This window comes from uncultured Fibrella sp., from assembly GCF_964250085.1.
In the GTDB taxonomy this organism is placed as follows: domain Bacteria; phylum Bacteroidota; class Bacteroidia; order Cytophagales; family Spirosomataceae; genus Fibrella.
In genome coordinates this window covers 346,871-369,336 of the sequence record NZ_CAXUEC010000002.1, presented here as the reverse complement: position 1 = coordinate 369,336, position 22,466 = coordinate 346,871, and the positions used below count along the sequence as shown (strand labels likewise).

The 22,466-nt window shown below is 52.4% G+C and carries 17 protein-coding genes; 8 read left to right on the top strand and 9 right to left on the bottom strand.

Annotated features, from left to right (window positions below; translation table 11 throughout):
* Both ACFE8Q_RS07065 and ACFE8Q_RS07060 read right to left on the bottom strand, forming a co-directional pair.
* The gene (locus ACFE8Q_RS07065; RefSeq protein WP_375444668.1) at positions 1 to 1,011 is read right to left on the bottom strand and encodes a hypothetical protein; all 1,011 of its coding nucleotides are present in this window, start codon (positions 1,009 to 1,011) and stop codon (positions 1 to 3) included.
* A gap of 2 nt (positions 1,012 to 1,013) precedes the next feature.
* On the bottom strand, positions 1,014 to 3,572 hold the full coding sequence (locus ACFE8Q_RS07060; protein ID WP_375444667.1) for a hypothetical protein: 2,559 nt from the start codon (positions 3,570 to 3,572) through the stop codon (positions 1,014 to 1,016).
* Positions 3,573 to 3,754: 182 nt separating this feature from the next.
* On the opposite strand from ACFE8Q_RS07060, the gene ACFE8Q_RS07055 reads away from it, so the two are divergent.
* From ACFE8Q_RS07055 to ACFE8Q_RS07045, 3 genes are all read left to right on the top strand, one after another.
* Positions 3,755 to 4,174 (top strand): hypothetical protein, encoded by a 420-nt coding sequence (locus tag ACFE8Q_RS07055; protein WP_375444666.1) that lies wholly within the window; start codon positions 3,755 to 3,757, stop codon positions 4,172 to 4,174.
* 629 nt (positions 4,175 to 4,803) lie between these two features.
* On the top strand, positions 4,804 to 5,658 hold the full coding sequence (locus ACFE8Q_RS07050; protein ID WP_375444665.1) for a sensor histidine kinase: 855 nt from the start codon (positions 4,804 to 4,806) through the stop codon (positions 5,656 to 5,658).
* An 88-nt stretch (positions 5,659 to 5,746) separates the two neighbouring features.
* The gene (locus ACFE8Q_RS07045; RefSeq protein WP_375444664.1) at positions 5,747 to 6,391 is read left to right on the top strand and encodes a response regulator; all 645 of its coding nucleotides are present in this window, start codon (positions 5,747 to 5,749) and stop codon (positions 6,389 to 6,391) included.
* Here ACFE8Q_RS07045 and crtD read toward each other — a convergent pair.
* Together crtD and ACFE8Q_RS07035 are read right to left on the bottom strand one after the other, a co-directional pair.
* Positions 6,388 to 7,908: a 1-hydroxycarotenoid 3,4-desaturase CrtD gene (gene crtD / locus ACFE8Q_RS07040; protein ID WP_375444663.1), complete on the bottom strand. Its 1,521-nt coding sequence runs from the start codon at positions 7,906 to 7,908 to the stop codon at positions 6,388 to 6,390. The two genes, ACFE8Q_RS07045 and crtD, sit on opposite strands and share 4 nt — an antisense overlap.
* A 136-nt stretch (positions 7,909 to 8,044) precedes the next feature.
* On the bottom strand, positions 8,045 to 8,911 hold the full coding sequence (locus ACFE8Q_RS07035) for a PE-PGRS family protein (protein ID WP_375444662.1): 867 nt from the start codon (positions 8,909 to 8,911) through the stop codon (positions 8,045 to 8,047).
* 168 nt (positions 8,912 to 9,079) lie between these two features.
* Between ACFE8Q_RS07035 and ACFE8Q_RS07030 the strand changes: the two genes are divergently transcribed.
* Entirely contained in the window at positions 9,080 to 9,706 is a 627-nt protein-coding gene (locus ACFE8Q_RS07030) for a hypothetical protein (protein WP_375444661.1), read from the top strand.
* Positions 9,707 to 9,931: 225 nt separating this feature from the next.
* The gene (gene clpB, locus ACFE8Q_RS07025) at positions 9,932 to 12,580 is read left to right on the top strand and encodes an ATP-dependent chaperone ClpB (RefSeq protein WP_375444660.1); all 2,649 of its coding nucleotides are present in this window, start codon (positions 9,932 to 9,934) and stop codon (positions 12,578 to 12,580) included.
* Between the two features lie 116 nt (positions 12,581 to 12,696).
* On the opposite strand, the gene rlmB is transcribed toward clpB, so the two are convergent.
* From rlmB to ACFE8Q_RS07010, 3 genes are all read right to left on the bottom strand, one after another.
* Complete coding sequence (gene rlmB, locus ACFE8Q_RS07020; RefSeq protein WP_375444659.1) at positions 12,697 to 13,887, bottom strand: 23S rRNA (guanosine(2251)-2'-O)-methyltransferase RlmB; 1,191 nt, start codon at positions 13,885 to 13,887, stop codon at positions 12,697 to 12,699.
* Entirely contained in the window at positions 13,860 to 15,236 is a 1,377-nt protein-coding gene (locus tag ACFE8Q_RS07015; protein WP_375444658.1) for a GWxTD domain-containing protein, read from the bottom strand. The genes rlmB and ACFE8Q_RS07015 overlap by 28 nt, the downstream gene beginning before the upstream one ends.
* 174 nt (positions 15,237 to 15,410) lie before the next feature.
* Positions 15,411 to 17,318: a YgiQ family radical SAM protein gene (locus ACFE8Q_RS07010; RefSeq protein ID WP_375444657.1), complete on the bottom strand. Its 1,908-nt coding sequence runs from the start codon at positions 17,316 to 17,318 to the stop codon at positions 15,411 to 15,413.
* Between the two features lie 158 nt (positions 17,319 to 17,476).
* Between ACFE8Q_RS07010 and ACFE8Q_RS07005 the strand changes: the two genes are divergently transcribed.
* A complete protein-coding gene (locus ACFE8Q_RS07005; protein WP_375444656.1) occupies positions 17,477 to 18,244 on the top strand; it encodes a class I SAM-dependent methyltransferase in 768 nt (255 codons plus the stop codon).
* A gap of 116 nt (positions 18,245 to 18,360) precedes the next feature.
* On the opposite strand, the gene ACFE8Q_RS07000 is transcribed toward ACFE8Q_RS07005, so the two are convergent.
* Both ACFE8Q_RS07000 and ACFE8Q_RS06995 read right to left on the bottom strand, forming a co-directional pair.
* Complete coding sequence (locus ACFE8Q_RS07000) at positions 18,361 to 19,281, bottom strand: polysaccharide deacetylase family protein (RefSeq protein ID WP_375444655.1); 921 nt, start codon at positions 19,279 to 19,281, stop codon at positions 18,361 to 18,363.
* A gap of 94 nt (positions 19,282 to 19,375) precedes the next feature.
* Positions 19,376 to 20,326, bottom strand: coding sequence for a glycosyltransferase (locus ACFE8Q_RS06995; RefSeq protein WP_375444654.1), 951 nt, complete (start codon positions 20,324 to 20,326; stop codon positions 19,376 to 19,378).
* 252 nt (positions 20,327 to 20,578) lie between these two features.
* Here ACFE8Q_RS06995 and ACFE8Q_RS06990 point away from each other — a divergent pair, with 252 nt between their 5' ends.
* Together ACFE8Q_RS06990 and ACFE8Q_RS06985 are read left to right on the top strand one after the other, a co-directional pair.
* Positions 20,579 to 21,874 (top strand): glycosyltransferase family 4 protein, encoded by a 1,296-nt coding sequence (locus ACFE8Q_RS06990; RefSeq protein ID WP_375444653.1) that lies wholly within the window; start codon positions 20,579 to 20,581, stop codon positions 21,872 to 21,874.
* Positions 21,826 to 22,440 (top strand): D-glycero-alpha-D-manno-heptose-1,7-bisphosphate 7-phosphatase, encoded by a 615-nt coding sequence (locus ACFE8Q_RS06985; protein ID WP_375444652.1) that lies wholly within the window; start codon positions 21,826 to 21,828, stop codon positions 22,438 to 22,440. The genes ACFE8Q_RS06990 and ACFE8Q_RS06985 overlap by 49 nt, the downstream gene beginning before the upstream one ends.
* The last annotated feature ends 26 nt before the right edge of the window (positions 22,441 to 22,466 follow it).

Below are 22,466 nucleotides of genomic sequence, written 5' to 3'. Positions count from 1 at the left end.
TTAGTTGACGATTATAGGAAAAGTAGTGGTAAGGGGATCTTTTGCGATGATTATTTTAGAAGTGGGTGCCACTTTCAGTTGCTGCCCTATTTTACCAACCACCTTGATATAATACGTTGTGCCTACGTCTACCGGACTAAATCTGGCCTGACCGTTGGCAGAGGTTGAGGTCGTTTTGATGGCACCCAATGGCGGATTGGTGTTTACCACCGAATCGGCCTGTATCTTATTGGTAAACAGGTGAACCTGGAAGCCCACCAGTGGCTCGCTGGAGCTATCCTTCACGTTGACAATCAACTCGTGTACCTGTACAGGCGTTTTGGCCGGTTTTGAGGTAAGGGGGAGCGCAGTCGTTATTGTTTTGTTGAATGCGATTGTTGTGGAGGTGACTGGCGTCAACAGCGTGTCTAATTTACTGGCTACCCAATACACTCCGTCATCCAGGCCGTCAAAAAAGGCTGTGCCTTTTGCGTTGGTTGGTAGCTGTTTTAAAGCACCCTGTAGCGAGCTGGTACTGAATGAGTTGGCCTGCGTTGCATTGGCAAACAGATAGACCATAGCCCCAACCAGCCCAGTGGTTCCGTCCGGGCTACTGACGGTCACTTTCAGGTTTCCTTTTTTGTATTGTGGCGACAGCTCAACTTCTCTATCGCCCCGGCTATCGGCAACCGGAAGGGCATCAAGAGGATAGGTGCCTTCGTAAAGCAGATTAGTCTTATCAGTATAGCGGGCTACCAGGCTGACAGCCGATGGGCGTTCGGGCTGGTAGGGCAGAATAAACTTACCATCATCACCAGCCGTGACACTGTACAGGTAACGCGTTGGCTGGCTACCGTCGACCAGCATGATGGTGGCTTTGGCAGCATTGACTGGTGGTATGTCAGCATCCGTATTGACGAGTATGGCCCGCCCACTTATTTCGCTTTGATTATACAGTTTCAGGTCGTCGTTTTGTTTGCACGATCCAGCCAGTACAGTAGCGGCCAGGTACAGGAGGTGTAACTTTTTCATGGCTATTGTCCGGTGAAAATTTTGATCAGGCTGCCTGCTATTCCCGGATCAACACTGAGGGATACGTACAAATACCCAACCGGACGTTCCTGCTGATTCAAAATTTTACCTTTGTCGAGTTGATAATAATTGCGGAACAGGAAATTGCTACCCATGTGAATGCTCAGGCCGGGAACGATATCGCCCCCGAAGCCGACATAATAGTTTCGCAGAAAATCATGCGACACCCCCAAACCGGCCGTTAGAAAGAGTGTATTCACAAACGAATTTCCCCGCAGCCTGTTGGCCCTGCTACCCATTGTATCGTGGATCAGACTCCGGGTGTCGATGGTGCGGGCCGGATTCGTTTTTTTGCCAAAGATCGGTGCATACCATTTTACGCCCAGGAAAGCCTCCACATTGGTATAGGTAGTGCCGGTTTTGAATTGTCCGGTGCCTTCGTCAAATATACTGGCTGTACGGTACTCAGGTACGTAGCCTACGCCAATAGTGGGCAACACCCGTACCTGTTTGTATTTCTTGTAGAGGCCGTCGGCTACTGATTCTTTTCCGTCGTTGCGAAACAACTGATAGCTCACCTTACTGGACTCGCTCACGTCTAGCCGCCGCTCAACGCGCAGGGCTACGGTGCGTGAGGCAGGTACGTTGCCGGGTTCCATTTTAATAGCCAGAGGCGGGTCGGTTTGTTCCAGCAACCAGAGCAGCGACGCCTGACTTTGGTTAAACTCAGTCAGTACCTGTTGATAGCCCGCCATGTCCCGCTCCCCATACACCTGATTTGTGAACTGTAAGAACTCAGCCTCAGTGCTTCTTTTTAACTCATTAATAAAAAGCTGACTGTCATTATGCAGACTCGTGTCTGCCGAAGAAGGCGTATTAAGACTGGCCAGCCAAGTATCGATCTCCCCTTTTAGCGCAGCAAGAAAAGCTGCCTTTTGGCTGAGGACCGGAGCGGGCGCAGGTGGTTTATTGTTTTTTAGAAGCTCAAGTATCTCACTGGTTTGTACCCGTTCGTTGGTCCGGCGATTACGAGTGAGGCTGGACTTTTTTTCCACCGTTGCTGCCAGTTGTGAAAAATACTTTGTATCCTCTGAGGTAGTACTGGGTGCGGCGGGGGCAATGAGGTTGCCAACCAGGCCAAGTATTCCTTTTGCCAGTACTTTGGTGGCTTTGCTAAACTGGGCAGAAATCTCTCCCAGGTCTGTTTCCAGCCGGGTTTGTGGCGTGAAATCGGTGCGGCTTGAGGTCAGCGATAGTTTGTCGTCTGCCTGCACATTATGCACATATACCATGACTTCATCCTGCTGGGCTACCATATCGGGCAGGTTAGCCGTATTGGGTGACCCGATGCGGGTGAAGTTAGTCGTGGCGTCGACATGGTGGAGCCATCGAATCGTTGTGTCTACAGATGTATGCCATACGCCCCGGTAAAGCATGGTCTGGCTCACCGACCGGGCCTTTATCCAACTGTCGTAGCGGGGTTTGAGGGCCGTCAGAACGGTTTTCCGGTTTTCCAGGGCCTGTGCTTCTTCAACCTGCCTGGTTAGTTCTTCCTCATCAGGAGAGCCATACTGCTCTGTCAGCCGTTTAAGGCGTTCGTTGGCTGTGCGCAGGTCTGTGTCCACCTGACGTAGTGGAAGTGTAGGGTCGAAAACATCGAAGGGATTGAGCCGGATCTTACCGCCGGTATACCAGAGCCAACGCTGAATCCAGGGCGTGTTGTCTTTTAACACCCGCTCTTCCATGCTCAGGAGCTGCTTGGGAAGCTGCCCCAGCGTAACTAGTAGATCCACTACCTTTGGGTTATACGGAACAGGAACGCCATACTGGAGGCTATCCTGAACCCGGAGAGTATCCTGAACTAGCAGGCTTTGAATGGCCGGATTGTAGCGTTCATATTGCTGTCGGGCTTCGCGCAGCAGGGGGCCATACGAAGCCGGAATACCCTTGTACATCTGATGCGTTGCGGCCAGGTGTTGGGTGATAATGTCATTATCCATTTCCCGGCGTACGATGCTGTACCTGACCGAATCGGTAACGCCTGCCAATGATAGAATGGCCTGATCGGCTGTCTGGCCAGGAATACCCTTGGGGTGGATTGAGCTGTTTACGCTTATAATCTGATTGGTGTCTGCCAGCTCAAGCGGCAGAAACTCGTAACTGGGTCTATACTGAAATACCACCCATTGACCTGCTTTTCTTCTGGAATCAATGGCTGGTTTCAACCTGCCAAGCTGATAGTCAATATAGCTGCTGGTTATGTAGAGCAGGTTTCCGCGCAGGTCTTTTGCGGGTGGGCGGGTAGCCAGATAAGGCACGCTTAACTGCTTGTATAATTCCTGGATGCTGTCGATAAACGCTGAAGCCGGCTTACCAATCGTCGATTTATCAATGACCAGGTTGTTGCCAGTTAGGCAGGTCGGGTAGGCACTTATACCGGGCAATGCGGATGTTGAAATCCTTGTCAACCGGGCTTCTTTAGTAAACGACACCCGATACGTCGTTTGCGCATGCCCTTTCGCAATCAGACCTGCCAACAGTAGTGTGACAAACCATTTCATAAGCAGCTAATAAAAAAAGGTGTGGATAGAAATCATCCAAAAGTAGCTGGCTGACCTTAAACAGCAAGGGTGAAGAATGCCTGAATGGGCCGGGGGTTTTAACCCATATAAATACGGGGAATTCCCCGTAGCGATCCTCTGGTAACGTACCCAGCTTTGTAGCTCACTAACTAATTATCGGGATGACAACATCATCGAAGAAAACAATCCTGTTACCTATCTCCAGTGATTGCCCCAACGACCCCGCCAGTGTAGCTAAACGCATCAAGGCGTTTCGGGAAGCAAGACCGCTGAGCAATTACACAAGACAGGTAAAAAATGGTACACCTTCTGCGCCCTACTGCCTTGAGTTTCCGCTCGAAAAAATAAAGCAGTTGATTGCATCGCCTGGTTGCGAAGGGGTACGTGTCTATTTTATTCTGGAAGATTTTCCGCTGGACAACCCTAAAAGCGCGATCTCACTGGCTATGGTTTGTTATGACGGCGACCGAGACGATATTGTTAGTCTGGACCCGCAGCTTTTTCCGGAAAATGCGCTGGAATGTTGCGGGTCACCACCGCCAACCGGCGGAACGAAAATTACTAATTTAGAGCCTGTATAATTTGAGCCGCCGCACTAGATGGTTTTATATATATTATATTACTTAACAAATGCGGCGGCTTGCTTACTGGCTTTACTGCTCTGGCGCAAAGAAAGTATCCAGTTGAGATTTCAATGGATCTACTTGCTTATCAATCTATTGTCTGAGTTGTATTTCACATATGAAGCATCGCTTCATATAAATGCTACTTATATATACAGCCTGGTAATTATGGTTGAATATGGCTTCTATACCTGGCTTATTGGTAGCCAATACGAATCAGGCAATGCACGGATTATTGCATATAGTAGTATTGGTCTTTTTATCGGGTTTGGCCTTATACATATAATTGGCTATGGCAACCTGTTACCCTATAATTATTCTTTTTTGCTGAGGTGTTTCTTGTTTGTTCTCAGCACTGGCTGGTACTACTATGAGCTTTATATAAGTACTACGACTATTCATTTAACCCGACTTCCGTTGTTTTGGATTAGCAGTGGTTTTTTTATTTTTTGCATGGGCTCTTTTTTTGTTATGGGCCTTTACTCATTACTGCGTGATGTTGATATAGCGTTGGCTAATATGTTTTATCAACTAATTATGCCGACGTTAAATATTATCTTATACTCGGCATATATTGTCGCTACGTTATGCAACCTGGTAAAGCGCAATTAATTATTGTCTTACTGGCTGGAACATTCATCCTACTGCTCCTGTGTGGCTTGATCATTATTTTTTTGATTTTCTTCAAAGAGAGGCAGCGGCAAAATTTACTTGAAAAGGCCGAACTACGCGATGCATATGAACGAACCATCCTGACAGCCCAGATTGAAACGCAGAATCAGACATTCCAGCAGGTAGCCGAAGATTTGCATGACCATGTGGGGCAGATGCTGTCTGTTGTTTGGTTGCATTTAAACTGCCTGCACGAGGATACGCAGCAGACGCCATTTCACGCCTCGGTGACCGAGTTGCTTACCCATACGGCCACACTGGTTGCTGATGTGCGTAGTCTGTCAAAATCACTCAGTACCGATACCATCACCAGGTTTGGCCTGAGGGCCTGCCTCGATCTTGAATTAGATCGAATCAATCGGGCAGGGGCGGCACAGCAGTCAGTTATGAAGGTGTTGGGTGAACCATATTCTATGGGGCCACAAACAGAGATTATCCTGCTACGCATGGTACAGGAAGCACTCAACAACGCCCTTAAACACGCACCCGGCACCCCCATTGCGCTGGTACTCGATTACAAATCAGATTACCTGACCATCAGGGTGAGCGATCAGGGAGCGGGCTTCTCAATGGCCAGTGTAGAAGCCCGCTCACTTTCCGGTGCCGGACAGGGGGTCTATAACTTGCGGCGACGGGCAAGCTTACTGGGAGGTACGTGTACCTGGCAGTCGGGTGGGCAACAACAGGGAACTACTGTGCTGATGACTATCCCGAAGGTAAACCCGATTGATGACAGCCACCCACTTAGAAGAAGTGTTGAATGGCATTAACAACCAAATAATATATACCCTGAATCGTGTATTGATTTTAAGTGATAAGGCGTGTTAACTTGCTAGCCTACACTGGCTTGCAGGCAAGATGAAAACTACCGTTGCGATTGTTGATGATCATCACTTACTAGCTCAGGCGTTGGCTGGTCTGGTCAACCGGTTCGAGACGTATAAGGTCCTTTTCTGTGCCGAAAATGGCCATGACCTGTTTAAACAAATACCTGAAAAAGGAATACCGGATATTATTCTCCTGGACGTAAATATGCCGGGTATGAATGGGGCCGAAACGGCTGGCGCCCTCCGTGAACAGTATCCATCGGTGCTGGTACTGGCTCTATCAATGCTTGATGATGACCAAACGGTAGTGACCATGATGCAGAATGGAGCCAGAGGCTACCTCCTCAAAGGAAGCAAACCGGATGAACTGCTCGTAGCCTTAAACGACATCCGTGATAAGGGAATGTATACCACTGCTTTTCTTACAGAACGACTACTGGCCCAATTGAATCGTCCTGCTAGTACACTTGCCCCAAACCCTACTCATGGACTCAACGACCGGGAAAAAACCTTCGTGAAGCTTGCCTGTAGCGAACTGACCTACGTGGAAATCGCTGATAAGATGTGCGTTAGTCCCCGAACGGTAGACGGATACCGTGAGGCGGTATTCGAAAAATTGGGTGTGAAAAGTCGACAGGGACTGGTCATGGAAGCCATTAAGCGCGGATTAGCTTAAGCGTGAATCAACCCTGTGGCAATCTTTGCCGATAGCAGGCAAAGCGGAATGCCTCCACCCGGATGAACGCTGCCACCCACGAAATACAGGTTCTCGAATTGGTGCGAGAAGTTGGCGTGGCGCAGGAAAGCCGCAAACCGGTTGTTGCTGCTATTGCCATACAGCGCCCCCTGCGAACTTGAGGTACGTGCCTCAATGCTGCGCGGATCAAGAAGACTTTCCGTTTCAATAAGGGGCTCTACATCGACGCCAAGCACGTGGCTCAACTTGCGGATCACGTTCTGCCGGGCTTCGGCGATAACCGCATCCCAGTCCTGACCGGTGTTGTTGGGGGCGTTGAGCAGGATAAACCAGTTTTCGCAACTCGTCGGCGCGTCGTCGGCCTTGTGTTTCGAGGTGATATTCAGGTAAATAGTTGGGTCGTCGTATAGTTTATTCTGCTGAAACAGATGGTCGAATTCGGCCCGGTAGTCGTTGCTGAAGAAGATATTGTGCAGATCCAATTCTGGAAACGTTCGCTTGATTCCCCAATAGAATATCAGCCCTGAACTCGATTTTGGTTGTCGCAGAATACGCTCCGGCTGTTTAGCGTGGGGCAGCAACTTCCGAAAGGCATTCACCACATCCATGTTCGACACGACGAGGTCGAACGGGGTCGTAATTTGGGGACGGGTCGAGGGTGATGGATGCTCATCCTCAGGGTTCATGCTCGTTGCCCGGAGACCAATCACACGGTTTCCCTCCGTCACGATCTCGTCTACCCGCCTGTTGAAGTGGAAACGTACCCCCAGTTCGGTAGCCAGTTTCACCAGACTATCGGTGATGCTAACCATCCCTTTCTTCGGAAAAAACGCGCCGATATTGTACTCCAGATGGGGAATGATGTTCAGGGTCGCCGGCGTCTGGTAGGGGTCTGAGCCATTGTATGTAGCATACCGGTTGAATAACTGAACCAGCTTTGGATGCTGAAAACGGCGTTCGTTAGCGGCGTTCATAGTGCCAAAAACGCCCAGCTTAGGCAGATTAACGTACCCACGAAGCGCATCACGACCCAACCACGTACCCAGCTTGTGCAGCGATTTTTGCAGGAATAGTTTTTCAGTTACGTCGTATTTTAGCGCGCTATCGGCCAGTTGGTCAAGCAGATGTTGACCGGGTTCACCAAGAACCGTTTCCACTTCGGCCGCAAAACGGGTATGGTCGGCCCAGGCGGTCAGGCGGGTGCCGTCGTCCCAGAAGTAGCGGCACGTTTCGTCGAGGCGGATGTACTCGAAATAATCAGCCGGATTGCGACCGGCCAGCCGGAAAAGGTCATCGACCAGATCGGGCATGGTGAATAGCGATGGACCCGCGTCGAACCGGTAAACGCCACCGTCGGATGTCCGATGTTCAAACGTCGAAAGCTTGCCGCCCGGGTACGTATTCGCCTCGAACACATCGACTGCATAGCCAGTCACAGCTAGCCGAATCGATGAAGCAATTCCCGCAATACCGGCTCCGATAACAGCAGCTTTCATAAGTTGATAAACGATGGATTAAGTCGCGCACGGCAGCAGCGTGTCGTAAATAAAACAGGCTGCTTGAGGTTCTGTTTCAACGAATCGATCACTTGCCCGACCATCTGGCTGATGCCAGGTGCGACTCGAGCCAATATCACTTTCTCAGGTAATAATTCAAGGTGGGATTCACGCCGTTTGCCTTTTCGCTTAGCGTAAAATAACCTTTGTTCTCGCGGTCGAAGCAGATGGCTTCACCCTGCGGTTCAAGGCGGTAAGGAAGGTCACGCGAGGCGGTTAGCTGCATGGCATCGGCAACGGATTGCCCGCTTTTGCGGCTCCAGTAAAAGATGTTGGTGTAGGTACGTATCACCACCTCTGACCCATCGGGCGAAAAAGCGCCGCCGGTTACGTATGTGTAAGGCAGTTCGCCCAGGAGTTCGGCCGTTCGTAGTTCAGTCGTGCTTTGCGGATAGGCCAGGCGGTAGAGATGCACCTTTGTTTCCCGCTTCGAGACAATGTAAAGATCTTTTGTCTGCGGGTCGCATAGCAGCGTTTCAGCATCGCGGGGGCCATCGGGGTATTTAAAGTTGATCTTCTCTACCGGTCCAACGGCGTCGGTCAGGTTTTTAGGCTCTGGTAAGCGGTAAATGGCGTATTGGCCGTACTGCGCACTATTATCGCCGATCTCACCAATGTAGAGGTAGTTGACATTCGCCTGGGGGCCGGGGCCGATGGTCATGTCTTCCCAGTCGCGGTTAGTTGAATTGGGAATGGTTATCCTGCCTCTGATATGCCCATCGTAGCCTAAAAGTGCCAGTTGGTTCGGATTGCCGCCGTCTTCTTCCACCCACAACGTACCTGGCATACTCCGGCTGTCGGCAATACCCGATGCTTCGTCGATCTGATCGGCATCAATCTTTGTTTGGGTTGGTTCGGTGCTAAACTGAACCGGTGTTGGCGATGGGTCCTGGCAGGCCAGTAGAGAGAAGCAAAAAAAGGAGGTGACAAGAATACGGTACATGAAGTTGAATGGCGATTTGGGTGCAAAAGACGATAGTTTCAACCACAAATGAGGTTGCTTAGTTATAGAATGTGGGCAGGGAAAGAGATATTCACCGACATTTAAACCTTAAACGTCTCTTTCTGCTCTAATCAATACAGCATCTTTACCGTTGACACGGAATTAATTATGAAGAAAATCGTGCTTTTTGCGCTACTGGCTCTGCCAGCTATTTTTTATCAGTGCGGTGTTAGCCGCCAGATCGGCGAAGCCAAGGCCTTAGGCGACTGCAAATACAATATCGTTTCGGCCGACAGTATGCTCATTGCGGGCTACGACGTCCGGGAGTTTCGGAATATCCGCAAACTGGAAGATTTCAATCCGATCAAATACCCACGCCTCGCGGCTGGCCTGCTGACGCGTAATATTCCGTTTGGTGCTAAGATCAACCTGGAAATAACGAACCCAACGCTTAAGCTGGCCGCCCTGAACCAGTTGGAATACAAGGTGTTACTGGCGGGAAAAGAACTGGCGAATGGGTTTATCAACCAGCGCATTGAGGTGCCATCTGCGGGTGGCAAAACCATTGTGCCAGTTCATCTGAAAACCAACGCCTACGACCTGCTGACCGACCCGGCTACCCGCGATGCGTTTACGAACGTGTTCCGCAACCTGAGCGGTGAGCAGGGCAGCACACCCACGAAGGTGACCATCAAGATCAAACCAACGATCGACATGTTTAACAAGGCCGTGAATTACCCCGGCTACATCACCATCGAGCAGGAACTGACCGGCAAGATGCTGATGGGAGGATAACCCTGAATCTGTAAGGGTTCAAACAAGGCCGCTCAGTCTTTGTCGGTTTGATAAACGCCGCTCTACTCGTCTGTAGGGCGGCGTTTATTTTTGACGATTCAGGTACGTTCGCGTTGCCATTTTGACATAATTTTGGCCAGAATCCTTATTTTTCGGCCATTTTGACCGGAAAAACAGCGCGGCGCGAGATTTGTTTAGTAGTTGATAACAGTATCGTACTAAACCATGGACTTTAAGAATTACACCATAAAAGCGCAGGAGGTCGTACAGCAGGCGGCCCAGATTGCGCAGGGCAATCAGCAACAAACCGTTGAAACCGGGCATGTGCTGAAAGCCATTCTCGACGAAGACCCAAATACCGTTGGTTACCTGGCTAAAACCGTCGGTACCGATATCAGTCGGCTGAACTTGGCACTGAACGCCATCGTATCCGGTTACCCGAAAGTAGTGGTAAGCGGCGAAACGCAGCAGGGCATTTACCTGGGCGGCGACCTCAATGCGGCACTGCAACGCTCAACAGGTTTCCTGAAAGAGTTTGGCGATGATTATGTCAGCGTCGAACTAATGCTGCTGGGGCTGGTTGGTGGAAAAGACGCCGTCGCTACGTTGTTAAAAGATATTGGTTTTTCTGAAAAAACGCTGAAAGACGCTATTAAGGCCCTTCGGGGTAAAAATAATCCTGTGAAAAATCAAAACGCAGAAGCGACCTACCAGTCGCTGGAACGCTATAGCATTAACCTCAACGAACGGGCCAGCGCGGGTAAAATCGACCCGGTGATTGGCCGTGACGAAGAGATTCGGCGGGTGCTTCAGATTCTGAGCCGCCGAACCAAAAATAACCCGATTTTACTGGGTGAGCCGGGCGTTGGTAAAACCGCGATTGTGGAAGGGCTGGCCCAGCGAATCGTGCAGGGCGACGTACCTGAGAACCTGAAATCGAAGATCATCGTATCGCTCGATATGGGTCTGCTCGTGGCCGGGGCCAAATATAAAGGTGAGTTTGAAGAACGCCTGAAATCGGTGATCAAGGAGGTGACCGACTCGGAAGGGGAGATCATCCTGTTCATTGATGAAATTCATACGCTCGTTGGCGCGGGCGGCGGTGGCGAAGGCGCTATGGATGCCGCCAACCTGCTGAAACCAGCCCTGGCGCGTGGCGAACTACACGCAATTGGCGCCACTACGCTGAAGGAATACCAGAAGTATATCGAGAAAGATAAAGCCCTTGAGCGCCGTTTCCAGGCGGTTATTGTGGATGAACCGGACGTACCTGACGCGATTTCGATTCTGCGCGGTATCAAAGACAAGTATGAACTGCACCACGGGGTACGTATCAAAGACGACGCCGTGATTGCCGCCGTTGAACTGTCGAACCGCTATATCAGCGACCGTTTTCTGCCTGATAAAGCCATCGACCTGATGGACGAAGCGGCCGCGAAACTCCGGCTGGAAATGGATTCGGTGCCCGAAGAACTCGATGAACTGAACCGCCGGATCATGCAACTGGAGATTGAGCGCGAAGCCATCCGCCGCGAAAATGACCGTGATAAAGAAACCGTGCTCAACAAGCAGATTGCTGATCTCAGCGACGAGCGTAACGAACTGCGGGCCAAATGGGAAACCGAAAAGGCATCGGTCAACGAAAGTCGCACGGCCAAGGAGCAACTCGACCAGCTACGCTTCGAAGCTGAACAGGCCGAACGCGCGGGCGATTATGGCAAGGTGGCCGAGATTCGCTACGGTCGTATTCCCGAACTCGAAGCCAAACTGAACGCGACCCAAACTGCCAACACAGGCGACGGGGCCGACCGGATGATGCAGGAGGAGGTGAATGCCGAAGATATTGCCGAAGTGGTGGCCAAGTGGACGGGCATTCCGATGAGCCGCATGGTGCAGTCGGAGCGCGATAAATTGCTGTTTCTGGAAGCTGAACTGGGCAAGCGGGTTGCTGGTCAGGAAGAAGCTATCGAGGTGGTGGCCGATGCCGTTCGTCGGAGCCGCGCCGGGATGCAGGACCCCAAACGGCCAATCGGGTCGTTTATCTTCCTGGGTACAACCGGCGTGGGTAAAACTGAACTGGCCCGCGCCCTGGCCGATTTTCTGTTCAACGACGAAAACGCACTGGTCCGCATCGACATGAGTGAGTATCAGGAACGCCACGCCGTGAGCCGCCTGATTGGTGCCCCTCCTGGGTACGTTGGCTACGATGAAGGTGGGCAGCTAACCGAAGCCGTGCGCCGGAAACCCTACAGCGTCATTCTGCTCGATGAGATTGAAAAGGCGCACCCCGACGTGTTCAATATTCTGTTGCAAGTGCTCGACGATGGCCGCCTGACCGACAATAAAGGACGTGTGGCCAACTTCAAGAACACGATCATCATCATGACCTCGAACATCGGTTCGCAAATTATCCGTGAGCGGTTTGAAGCCATCGACAGCAGCAACCGGGAGCAAGTGATCGAGAAGACTAAAGAAGAGGTGTTCGAACTGCTGAAACAGACTGTGCGTCCCGAATTCCTGAACCGGATCGACGAACTGGTGATGTTCCAGCCGCTGACGAAGCGCGAGATCCGCAAGATCATGGAGATCCAGTTCAAGCAGATTCAGCACCGCCTGGCCGAGCAGGGTATGGTACTCGAGGCCGACCCCGAAGTGCTCGACTTCATTGCCCGCGAAGGCTACGATCCCGTTTTCGGGGCGCGTCCGCTGAAACGGGTGATGCAACGCCGGATTCTGAACGCCCTGTCGAAAGAAATTTTGTCGGGTCGCATCCAGAAAAACGCCATCGTCGGTATGATGCTCAACGAAGACGAAAACGGCAACGAAGACATCATCTTCTACAACCTCGATAAGGTGGTGCCGGTGTTGGATTAAAAAAATAATTTGACTGTATGCTGCCCTTCTCTCTGTCTAAAAAAGCAGGACAGATACAACAAAAAAGGCGACGGTTCAGGAACCGTCGCCTTTTTTGTTGTATCCAAGTACGTTGCTTACTCTTCTAGTGCCCGCTGACGGACTACCTCGTACAGCACCACGCCCGTGGCGACGGATACGTTGAGCGAACCTACTTCGCCAAGGAGCGGAATCTTAACATGGTTATCGACCACCCGTAGGATCTCCGGCGAAATACCGTCATCTTCCGAGCCCATGACAATGGCAAGTGGACCTTGCAGCTCACTTGTTTTAGCGTACAGATCGCGGTGCGACTTCTCGGTGCAGGCAATTACCTGAACACCCGATTTCTGTAAGAACTTGATGGTATCGACCAGATCGAATTCGCGGCAAACCGAGATATGGTTCAAGGCACCCGACGAGGTTTTCATGGCATCTGAGTTGATGGCCGCCGAGCCTTTTCCGGGAATAACAATGCACTGTACACCCGCACATTCGGCCGTACGGGCAATGGCTCCGAAATTGCGAACGTCAGTGATGCGGTCGAGCAGGAGCAGGAAGGGAACTTCACCGCGTTCGTGTACATCGGCCATCACGTTCGACAGTTTCACGTATTGAACAGCAGCTACCAGACACACAACCCCCTGATGATTTTTACGAGTCAGGCGGTCGAGTTTTTCAACGGGAACACGCTGAATCGTAACGCGGTTTTGGAAGGCAAGTGTCTGAATATCAGGGTTGCTTAACTCCTTCTCCATGTACAGCTTGTCAATCTGCTGACCGGAACGCAGGGTCTCGATCACTGACTGAATACCATATACCATCTCGTCGGACTCCGGCCGGAATTCCGGGCGAGGCTTGTCATAGCCGCCTGAACGGGGTGGACGTCCACCCGACTGACGGGGTCCTGACTGGCGCGGGCCATCTGAAGTCGACCGTTCGGGACGATCGGAAGTGGGACGGTCTGAGGTCAGGTGATCGTCGGATTCTTCGCGGGCGGGTTTACTGTAGGGGCCGCGGCCTTCTTCGCGGCGGCGATCAAATGAGCGACCGGAGGGGCGATCTGACGTGGGCACTGACCGATTGAACGGTTTGCGCTCAGGCGTGCCCTGTTCAGGTACGTCCTGCCTGGCTGCCGGGCGCGACCGGCCTACGGGTGAGTCTGAGCGTTCTGCTGCGCCTGACTGAGGCTCTGAGGGCCGGGTAAAATCGCGGGGACGGCCGTCATCAAATGACTCGTCGGAACGATTGGTATCTGTATTTACTCGCGAATTGCGCCGGTTCTCCATGCTTCGACTATTGGGTACCAAATGGGCTGATATTCGCTGTAGCGCACCAGTTCATAATGGTCCTCGACAAATTGATTTTGCTTTCTATTAAAGGTAAAATTCACTTCCGACAAGTTATTCCGTCGGTTATAGACCCACACCTCCCGGTCGCGGCTACGCTGCACCCGGTCGGGCGAACCCAGAATAATGTAGATCATGCCTTTGTCCGTTTTCCACCCTTCCTTATAAGTAGTGAACAGTTGATTGGCGTCTTCTACACGTGTATAATAGGCCCGTATGGCCTGTTTGGCCACTTCTTCATTACCCGCCATCAAGGATAACCAGTATCGGTCGAGGGCTTTCTTGGCTTCTTTGGTCGTATTCAATTCGGCTATTTCGGTACCCGTACTCATATAAAGTAACGGCTTCACGAGGCGTTCGGGGCGGGTCATTTTTGGGAACCGCATATCGGTTGCCATCAGGCCAATGCCAAACTGATCGGTTGTGTCGGCCACGAAATAATACAGCCCTTCGCCGGGTAGCCGAATAGGCTCGTTGGTCGACACTACCATCGTTGTGTCGATCAGCAGGGTGCGTGGGGCGGGCCGTTGGGTCGAGGTCATTGGTGGCAGCGCCGGGTCGAATTCGTGTTTATAGCGGTAGACGTACAGGGCTTTCTTTGTTCCCGACACATCACGAATCATCACGGTGTCCTGCGACCGTACAAAGTTGCGCAATTGAGGTAGTCGACCGGCGGCGTCGAAAACGGCAAACTGATCCGAAAGTTTGGTGGGTTTAAACCGCAGGGGTAAATCGTTCAGCGCTTTTTTGCCCGTACCCGTTTCCGAAATCTCAGTCAGCAGAATGGCGTTGGTTGCTCCCTTGGGCCTGTTCAACGTGAAGGTGAGCATCAGCTTATCGCCAACAGGCGTCACCGATTCGGGCGTGAGCGGAACGTTTCCGTATCCCAACCGCTCCCGGTTGTTATAATCGGGGTAGATGACGTAGTTGGCAATGAACCGTTCGCGAAACGTCTCAACCGACATGGGTTTTCCGTTAGGCTGATTGGTTGATATATGGAGATAAACCCGGATTGCCGTGGTGTCGATGGCCAGAAACTTGCCCTTAACGGCCGTAACGGTCCATTCGCTTCTGGGTTGCTCCGGGGTAATAGGCGCATTACTAACGGGCGTAGACGGGGCTGGCCGTGTGTTCGGGTTTGGCCGTGACGGTGTCGGGTCCGACGAGATAGGCCGGGTACGTGCCGGTTGCTGCGCCGTTGCCGACCGGTCGGGCATAGGGAACTGTGGCTTCTGCGGGGCACAGGCCGCCATCAATGCCAGTATCGGAAGTAAAAGGTAACTACGCATGAATCAATTCAATGTCATAAGTGGTCATACGTTTCTGATAGGTAATCAGTTGTTGAACAGTACTCATAAACAACCAAGGTCACCCACTAACTGTATGCGGCTGTTAGCTAAACGAATAACCCGGTCCGTTTCGTTTGGTTACCACGTTCAAAGCGTAAGCAAATCACCAGGCCATTAATTCCTGAACTTCCGGAATTTATTTTTCGACTTTTTAATCTCGGGCATCTCTATTGCGTCAGCGCGGGTATCGCTCAACAATTTCTTAGCAAGGTCGGGGCGGCCCAGTTTGGCGAGCCGGTTTTTGATCCAGCCTCTGAACTCGTTTTTGTACCAGAAGAAATAATTGTTCTGGTTCTGCTTTTCCTCCTTGGTCTTGGCCGTGTGAACTGGCTGCAACGTGTAGGGGTGAACACCCGTGTAATAGATCACCTCGGCCACCGTCATTGGGGTAGGGGTGAAGTCCTGCACCTGTTCCAGCCGGAAACCGAGATCCTTCGTTTCAGCCGCGAGGTTGGCCATGTCCTGTTCTTCACAGCCGGGATGCGAGCTAATAAAGTACGGAATCAGGGGCTGGTTCAGGTTGTGCTTGTCCTGAATCTGGTCGTATTTTTCCTTGAACTTCCTGAAATATTTGAACGACGGCTTCCGCATCACCTTCAACGTGGCGTCGGAGGTATGTTCAGGCGCGACTTTCAACCGGCCCGATACGTGGCGCGTTACCAGTTGCTCCATGTACTCGTCATGGTTGCCGTCGGCGTTGTTCTTATTGAAATCGTCGACCAGCAAATCGTAACGTACCCCGGAGCCAACAAACGCCTTTTTGATATCGGGGTGTGCGTCTACTTTCTGGTAGATGCTGGTCAGCGGTTTGTGCGACGTATCCAGATTTGAGCAGATCACCGGATTGATGCAACTCGGTGCCTGGCAACGGGCACAGATCGACTCGTCTTTGCCCTTCATTCGGTACATGTTGGCCGAGGGGCCGCCCAGATCAGAAATGTAGCCTTTAAACTCGGGATGTTTCGCAATCTCATCGACCTCTTTCATGATCGACTCCTCCGAGCGCGACGCCACGAATTTGCCCTGATGGGCCGAAATCGTACAGAAACTACAACCGCCAAAACAGCCCCGGTGCATATTCACCGAGAACTTGATCATGTCGTAGGCCGGAATGGGTCCCCGGTTTTTGTATTTGGGGTGGGGGAGGCGCGTGTAGGGCAGGTCGAACGACTTGTCCATCTCGGCTTCGTCCATTGTCTTGAACGGCGGATTGATCACCAATGTGCGGTTGCCCACTTTTTGCAGAATCCGGTTCGCCTGCCATTTATTCGACTCTACTTCGACGATCTTGAAATTGGCGGCGTATTTCAGTTTGTCCTGCAAACACACTTCATGGCTCGCCAGCGAAACGGTGCTCCAGCTTTCGTGTTCAGGTACATTCGTAGTGTCGTCCATGTACGCAATCTGGTTCACCTCACGTACCTGGTTGAGCGGAACGCCACTTTTTACCAGCCGCAGAATCTCGCGCAGTGGTTGTTCGCCCATGCCGTACACGAGCAGATCGGCCCCCGAATCTTCGAGAATCGTTGGCATCAGGCGATCCTGCCAGTAGTCGTAATGGGTTACCCGACGGAGCGACGCTTCGATGCCGCCAATGAGCACAGGCACATCGGGGTAAATCTCTTTAAGAATTTTGGTATACACCGTGGTGGCGTAATCGGGTCGGAAACCAGCTTCACCGCCGGGCGTATAACTATCGTTGGAACGAAGCCGTTTGTTGGCGGTGTAATGGTTCACCATCGAATCCATACAACCAGCCGTTACGCCGAAAAAATACTTGGGCTTACCCAGTTTTTTGAAATCACGCAGGTCGTCGCGCCAGTTGGGTTGTGGGATGATGGCCACTCTAAAGCCTTCACTTTCAATGATTCGCCCAATGACGGCGGTGCCAAACGACGGGTGATCGACGTAGGCGTCGCCCGAAATCAAAATAACGTCTACCTCGTCCCAGCCTCGCTGTTCAACCTCTTTCTTTGTAATGGGCAACCAATGGGTAATCGGCCGTTCGCGGATTGTGATCATTCGATAAATACTAGTTTGTGGACCCCCGCGCTCTGCGTTGAAAGCAGGGAAGGACACCTGGATGAACGAGTTAAGATAAACCGACAACAAAACTCTGGGCAACTCCGTGCCACCTCGGTGTAACTCTGTGGCTTAAATCGTCGTATTTTTGTCCTATTATGTACAAGACCACGGAAATCACCTCCGCCGACATTGCGTCGGACAATCCCGTTCATCAACGGCTGCTGTTTCCTTACACCGAAGCGGCCCGGATCGTCAGCGGCAACGTACTCGAAATCGGCTGCGGCTGGGGGCGTGGCCTGCATTTGCTCACCGAGGCGGCCGATCAGTATACGGGCATCGATAAAAACGCCGAGCTAATTAATGAACTTGGGAAAGCATACCCGAAATCGACATTTATTCAGGCGAATATTCCGCCCCTGAGCGGCCTGCCCGACAATACGTTCGATTACATCGTAACGTTTCAGGTGATCGAGCATATCGAAAACGACGATCTGTTTGTGAAGGAATGTTACCGGGTGCTGAAACCGGGCGGGCAATTGCTGCTCACAACGGTGAACAAAACGTTCTCGCTGACGCGCAACCCCTGGCACGTGCGCGAGTACGTAGCCGATGAGCTAAAGAACCTGATGCGCAAGTACTTCCCAACGGTTGACACCAAGGGTATTCACGGCAACGAAAAGGTGATGACCTACTACGCCCAGAACAAGGCATCGGTTGAAAAGCTGACGCGCTGGGATTTGCTCGACCTGCAACACCGCCTGCCCCGCCGCCTGCTCCAGATTCCATATGATCTGATGAACCGCCTGAACCGCAACCGGTTACTTCAACAGGATGGCCTCGCTTCGCAAATCAACTACACCGATTACACCGTCAGCCAGGACCCCGCCGGTAGCCTGGATTTCTTTTATATTGGAAGGAAATAGGAGTAATTAGCGTATACCCCCAACCCCCTGAAGGGGGCTAAACCATTCGGAAGCGTACCTCCGGCAGAGCATTAGCCCCCTTCAGGGGGTTGGGGGTATACGCTGATTCCTACTACCTATCCCTTAAAGCTGCCTACCATCGCGTTGTGCAACGTTTTTGGCGACCAATAGCCGCTGGCGATGATGCGGCGGACGCTTTGGAGTGGGAATTGCTCGTCGCGCTTTTTCTCCGATAGCTGGAACGACGCCAGATAGCCCAGTTTCTGCAATTCGGCGGCGGCTTCGTGGTTCCAGAGGCCAAACGGGTACACGAAGTACTTCACCGGTTTGCCCGTAATATCTTCCAGTTTCTTCTTGGGCTCTACAGCCTGCGTTACCCAGTCGGCGGCGGTGTATTTCTTCGTATTGTGGTGATCCCAGGTGTGGCAGCTCACTTCATGCCCCCGGTCAGCCAGGTCTTTGATCTGCGTTTTGTCCATATACGGCTGCTTGCCCCGGCGACCGATGGCCACCGTCATAATGCCAAACATCGCTTTGAATTTGTGCTTGTCCAGCACGGGCAGGGCATTTTCATACTGGTCCAGATCGCCATCATCGAAGGTTAGGAACACCGGTTTGTCGGGCAGGGCGGCACCGGTGGTCAGGTACGCATAGAGCTGGTCAGCGGTGATGGCGTTATAGCCACTGTCGGCCAGCATCTGCATCTGTTGGGTAAATATGCTCGTTGGACAGATGTAATCTTTAGCGGTTTTTGAGTCGGTGCCGCGCCAGTCCCGAATCTGGTGGTAACACAAAATGGGCACCTGCTTGCGACTTAGAATCGTGGCTGCATCGGCAATCTTGCCGGCTGGCACCACCGCTGGACTAGCCGCAGGTACGTTCGCCGCTTCGCCTTCAGTAGTAGCAGACGTTGAACTGGCACTGGTCTCGGTAGGTAGCGTTGCGGCGGTGGTATTCTCGTCGACGTTTTTACTTTTTACGCCGCAACCCAGCGCCAGTGAGGCCAGCAGGGCTGTTGTTAGAAAAGGTTTGTACATGAATGGAAATAGATACGTTTAGCCAAAATTAGCGAAAACTATACCTGTGACATAGTCTATCAGGTTTAAATAGTTTTGCCCTGCCTGGAATAAACTACGTACCTGTCAACTCGCCAAACAGGCTGTTCCAGTCCTGCACAAAGCGGGCCAGTCCAAACCGGGTCAGGGCCAGTTCCCGCGCATTTTCGCCCATTCGTCTGGCTTCGTCGGGGTTATCCAGCAGGAACGCCATTTGCTTTGCCAGTTCATCGGGGTTGGCCGATACGAAACCATGTATGCCGTTTCGAATCACCGTAGGCAATTCGGTGGTGGCCAGTGCCACAACGGGCATGCCGATGGTCATGGCTTCGATAACGGCCAGGGGCAAGCTGCTATAGCGCATAGGGCTGAACAGAAACCGGTATTCGGCTACGCGTTGATGCAGACGGGTGTAGTGAATTTCGCCGATGCCCCCGACCGACAGCGAATCCATACCGGCCACGGTGATGGGAATCCGGGGGCGCAGGTAGTTGTATAAATCCAGCCCCGCCATGCGGCCACGGCGGCGCAACTCGTTGACCACGATAAGGCCCTCTGCGCGGTGGCCGCTGTACCGGATGGTTGGGTCGATAGCCACGCTGTGTTCGATAACCCGGCTGGCGGCTTGCCCATTGTCCCACATCAGGCGGTTGTAATGCGTTACGTGCACCAGCGTAGTGGTCGGGTCGGCAGCGGCGGGGTGGAGCGAATCGGTCGGGTGCGGTTCGGGGCTGTTGTGTTCCAGATAAATCGTTGGCAACCGCAGTTGGTCTGGCGAAAGAAGCTCGAAACGGTCGGTGGTGTAGTTGCTGGGTGTCTGGCAAATGATAAGGTCGAGCGGCAGGTCGCGCACGGAATCGGCGGGAATTTCGCGCACGTATTCAGGCATGGTTGAGCCTTCGCCCCGGCCCGCGTAGCCCTCTGGAAAACCGGGTTTGGTAGGTACGTACCAGTTGTGTTCGGTTTGTGTAATGGCAGTTAAATAGGCACCGTGGATGTGCCAGATCAGGATGTTTAATCGAGCCATAAAGTATAGGGAAATAGGCCTAAACGAACGATTTAAGCCACTTGAAGGCGAGTTTTAGCCCTTTTGGCAACCCCGTCGGCGACCGAACTGTTTGGCTTTTTTTGCTTTTCGTGCCGTCGAAAAGTGGTTGGTTCCGTTTCCTCACAATACCGACAAATGTATCTATTCGGTCTGTGAGGCGATAACCATCCAGTGGGTTGCCTGTTAAACCATCGGAATTGCAGGCAATTTTCTATAATTCCGTTCAACGTTATGGATAGTACGGATATACGAGTCGCTTTTATCTCCGAACACGCGTCGCCCCTTGCCACAATCGGTGGTGTCGACGCGGGTGGTCAGAATATAGCAGTGGCCGAATTAGCTACTGAATTGGCTCGATCCGGTGCGCGGGTAGACATTTTCACCCGGCAGTCTGATGTATCGCAACCCACCATCGTCCAGTGGAAACCCCAGGTACGTGTCATCCACATCCCGGCTGGTCCCCGGCAGGTCATTGCAAAAGAAAAGTTGTTGCCACATATGGATGAGTTTGCGCTGAACATGGTGCAGTTCATCCGGTATCAGGGTAAATCGTACCATCTCATACACGCTCATTTTTTTATGTCGGGCATGGTGGCACTTCGCCTGAAAAAGGAATTGGGTATTCCGTTCGTTATCACCTTTCATGCGTTGGGCGAAGTGCGGCGGCTTTGTCAGGGTGGAAGTGATGGCTTTCCGGCTTCGCGAACGCGCATCGAAAAAACGGTCATTGGCGGCGCCGACAAGGTTATTGCCCTCTGCCCGCAGGATCGCACCGACCTGATCACGCTCTACGGGGCTAGTCCGGAATGCATCACGGTGATTCCCAACGGGTATTCGCCCACCGACTTTTTCCCGGTCAATCGTGACCTGGCCCGCGCCGAAATCGGTATCGATCAAACCGAGCCGGTGATTCTGCAACTGGGCCGGATGGTGCCCCGAAAGGGAGTTGACAACGTCATCCGTGCGCTGGCTGAGTTGAAACGCCTGCACATGCAGACGCCCCGGTTGCTGATCGTGGGTGGCGAATCAACCCAGCCCAACCCGATTATTACCCCCGAAATTGGTCGGTTGCAGGCTTTAGCCCATGAGTTGAATGTGACTGACCAAGTGACGTTTACAGGTAGCCGTTCGCAACAACGACTACGGTATTATTACAGTGCCGCCGACGTTTTTGTCACCACGCCCTGGTACGAACCCTTTGGCATAACCCCCCTTGAATCCATGGCCTGTGGCACGCCTGTGATTGGCGCGGCCGTGGGTGGTATCAAGCATACCGTATTGCCCGGTAAAACAGGTTGCCTGGTTCCGCCCAACGACCCGGTTGCGCTGGCCGAGAATTTACATACGGTGTTGACAAACCATGCCGCCCGACAGGCGATGAGCCTGGCCGCTGTTCAGCATGTACGTACCCATTATACCTGGGCGCGGGTGGTTCGGCAAACGCTCAATCTGTATGAGTCGGTAGTCCTTAGCCGACGGTGGGCCGGGCAGGCGGTCCGGGCCGTCATCCAGCCGTCGATCAGGTGATGGGCGGGCCGCGAAAGGCTGTTTTCTGGGATAAAGATGGCACGCTGATTCCCGACCTTCCCTACAACGTTGACCCCGCGCTGATCACCTTGTTCCCCGATGCGGGCGATGGCCTGCGCCGGGTAAAGCAAGCTGGGTACGCGCTGGTCGTGGTGTCTAATCAGGCGGGGGTTGCGCGGGGTCTGTTTCCAGAGAAAGCCTTATCGGCCGTGTGGCATCGAATAACGGAGTTGCTGATACCTTTCGGAGCCGCACCAGACGCCTTTTACTACTGTCCACACCATCCAGATGGCTCTGTGGCAGCGTATCAACAGGCATGTTCCTGCCGGAAGCCCGAGCCGGGTATGTTGCTTCAGGCCGCGCAGGAGCATGGCCTCGATCTGGGTACGTCGTGGATGGTCGGAGATATTATAAACGATATAGAAGCCGGAAACCGCGCCGGATGCCGATCCATCCTGATCGATCGGGGAAACGAAACCGAGTGGCTGACTGGTCCATACCGCCAGCCTACCGGCACCGTTCACTCCATTCAGGAAGCGGTTGAATTGATTTTGGACAATGGATAGATAAGTACTGCGCGAAGCAACCCATC

Coding starts and splice junctions, on each gene's coding strand:
- ACFE8Q_RS07055 (WP_375444666.1), top strand. CDS start 3,755: ATGACAACATCATCGAAGAAAACAATCCTGTTACCTATCTCCAGTGAT.
- ACFE8Q_RS07010 (WP_375444657.1), bottom strand. CDS start 17,318: ATGATCACAATCCGCGAACGGCCGATTACCCATTGGTTGCCCATTACA.
- ACFE8Q_RS07030 (WP_375444661.1), top strand. CDS start 9,080: ATGAAGAAAATCGTGCTTTTTGCGCTACTGGCTCTGCCAGCTATTTTT.
- ACFE8Q_RS07045 (WP_375444664.1), top strand. CDS start 5,747: ATGAAAACTACCGTTGCGATTGTTGATGATCATCACTTACTAGCTCAG.
- rlmB (WP_375444659.1), bottom strand. CDS start 13,887: ATGGAGAACCGGCGCAATTCGCGAGTAAATACAGATACCAATCGTTCC.
- ACFE8Q_RS07005 (WP_375444656.1), top strand. CDS start 17,477: ATGTACAAGACCACGGAAATCACCTCCGCCGACATTGCGTCGGACAAT.
- ACFE8Q_RS07000 (WP_375444655.1), bottom strand. CDS start 19,281: ATGTACAAACCTTTTCTAACAACAGCCCTGCTGGCCTCACTGGCGCTG.
- ACFE8Q_RS07065 (WP_375444668.1), bottom strand. CDS start 1,011: ATGAAAAAGTTACACCTCCTGTACCTGGCCGCTACTGTACTGGCTGGA.
- ACFE8Q_RS07060 (WP_375444667.1), bottom strand. CDS start 3,572: ATGAAATGGTTTGTCACACTACTGTTGGCAGGTCTGATTGCGAAAGGG.
- crtD (WP_375444663.1), bottom strand. CDS start 7,908: ATGAAAGCTGCTGTTATCGGAGCCGGTATTGCGGGAATTGCTTCATCG.
- ACFE8Q_RS07050 (WP_375444665.1), top strand. CDS start 4,804: ATGCAACCTGGTAAAGCGCAATTAATTATTGTCTTACTGGCTGGAACA.
- ACFE8Q_RS06995 (WP_375444654.1), bottom strand. CDS start 20,326: ATGGCTCGATTAAACATCCTGATCTGGCACATCCACGGTGCCTATTTA.
- ACFE8Q_RS07015 (WP_375444658.1), bottom strand. CDS start 15,236: ATGCGTAGTTACCTTTTACTTCCGATACTGGCATTGATGGCGGCCTGT.
- clpB (WP_375444660.1), top strand. CDS start 9,932: ATGGACTTTAAGAATTACACCATAAAAGCGCAGGAGGTCGTACAGCAG.
- ACFE8Q_RS06990 (WP_375444653.1), top strand. CDS start 20,579: ATGGATAGTACGGATATACGAGTCGCTTTTATCTCCGAACACGCGTCG.
- ACFE8Q_RS07035 (WP_375444662.1), bottom strand. CDS start 8,911: ATGTACCGTATTCTTGTCACCTCCTTTTTTTGCTTCTCTCTACTGGCC.